General features: G+C 63.3%; 1 protein-coding gene. It reads left to right on the top strand.

What is annotated here, in order from left to right:
* Nucleotides 1-93 precede the first annotated feature (93 nt).
* Nucleotides 94-1,383 (top strand): isocitrate lyase, encoded by a 1,290-nt coding sequence (gene aceA, locus ACXJ7R_RS32155; protein WP_457155320.1) that lies wholly within the window; start codon nt 94-96, stop codon nt 1,381-1,383.
* The last annotated feature ends 185 nt before the right edge of the window (nt 1,384-1,568 follow it).

The following is a 1,568-nucleotide window of genomic DNA, read 5'->3' as shown; positions in this document are numbered from 1 at the left end:
GGCCCATTTCGCACCGCAATGTAAATTCAGTCATATCCCGGCGCGCAGATCATTGGCGCCGGACACGGGTGCAGCAATCCTTCGGAGTGACCAATGACTGACTTTTACAACCTTGTCCCCTCGGCGCCGGAAGGTCGTTTCGACGGCATCGAACGGCCCTATTCGCCGGAGGATGTGAAGCGGCTGCGTGGATCGGTGCAGATCCGCCAGAGCGTCGCGGAAATGGGCGCCAACCGGCTGTGGAAGCTCATCCACGAGGAGGACTTCGTCAACGCACTCGGCGCCATGTCCGGCAACCAGGCGATGCAGCAGGTGCGCGCCGGGCTGAAGGCGATCTACCTGTCGGGCTGGCAGGTTGCCGCCGACGCCAACACGGCTGGCGCGATGTATCCGGACCAGTCGCTTTATCCGGCAAACGCCGCGCCCGAACTGGTCAAGCGCATCAACCGCACGCTGCAGCGCGCCGACCAGATCGAGACCTCGGAAGGCAACGGGCTTTCGGTCGAGACCTGGTTCGCGCCGATCGTCGCTGATGCGGAAGCCGGTTTCGGCGGGCCGCTCAACGCCTTCGAGATCATGAAGGCCTTCATCGAAGCGGGCGCGGCCGGCGTCCACTACGAGGATCAGCTGGCGTCGGAAAAGAAGTGCGGCCATCTCGGTGGCAAGGTGCTGATCCCGACCGCGGCGCACATCCGCAACCTCAATGCCGCGCGTCTGGCGGCGGACGTGATGGGCACACCGACCCTGGTCGTCGCGCGCACCGATGCGGAAGCCGCCAAGCTGCTGACGTCCGACATCGACGAACGCGACCAGCCCTTCGTCGACTACGGCGCCGGGCGCACCGTGGAGGGCTTCTACCACGTCAGGAACGGCATCGAACCCTGCATCGCCCGCGCCGTCGCCTATGCGCCTCACGCGGACCTGATCTGGTGCGAGACTTCCAAGCCGGACCTGGCGCAGGCCAAGAAATTCGCCGAGGGCGTGCGCAAGCATCACCCCGACAAGCTGCTTGCCTACAATTGCTCGCCATCGTTCAACTGGAAGAAGAACCTCGACGACGCGACGATCGCCAGATTCCAGAGGGAGCTTGGCGCTATGGGCTACAAGTTCCAGTTCATCACGCTCGCCGGCTTCCATCAGCTCAACTACGGCATGTTCGAACTGGCGCGCGGCTACAAGGCACGGCAGATGGCGGCCTATTCCGAGTTGCAGGAGGCTGAGTTCGCGGCGGAGGCCAATGGCTACACCGCGACCAAGCATCAGCGCGAGGTCGGCACCGGCTATTTCGACGCCGTGTCGATGGCGATCACCGGCGGCCAGTCGTCGACCACCGCCATGCACGAGTCGACCGAGCACGCGCAGTTCAAGCCGGCCGCCGAATAGCAAACAGAACAACACAGAGGAAACGCCCAACAGGGCTTGGAACACAAGGAGAAGACCAATGGCATCGATAAGCCGTGTCAAGGAACGCGCCGAAGAACAGGCCACAACGATGACCGTCGACCAGCAAGCGACGATCCGCATGCTGGCCAATGATCTACACCGCCTCAACCAGTCGGTGATGAAGG

The organism is Mesorhizobium sp. P5_C1, assembly GCF_054049815.1.
The sequence above is the reverse complement of the archived record's forward strand: the minus strand, read 5'-3'. Positions and strand labels throughout refer to the sequence as shown.

Bases quoted from the DNA above. Each gene is read 5' to 3' on its own strand.
- aceA (WP_457155320.1), top strand. From the start codon at position 94: ATGACTGACTTTTACAACCTTGTCCCCTCGGCGCCGGAAGGTCGTTTC.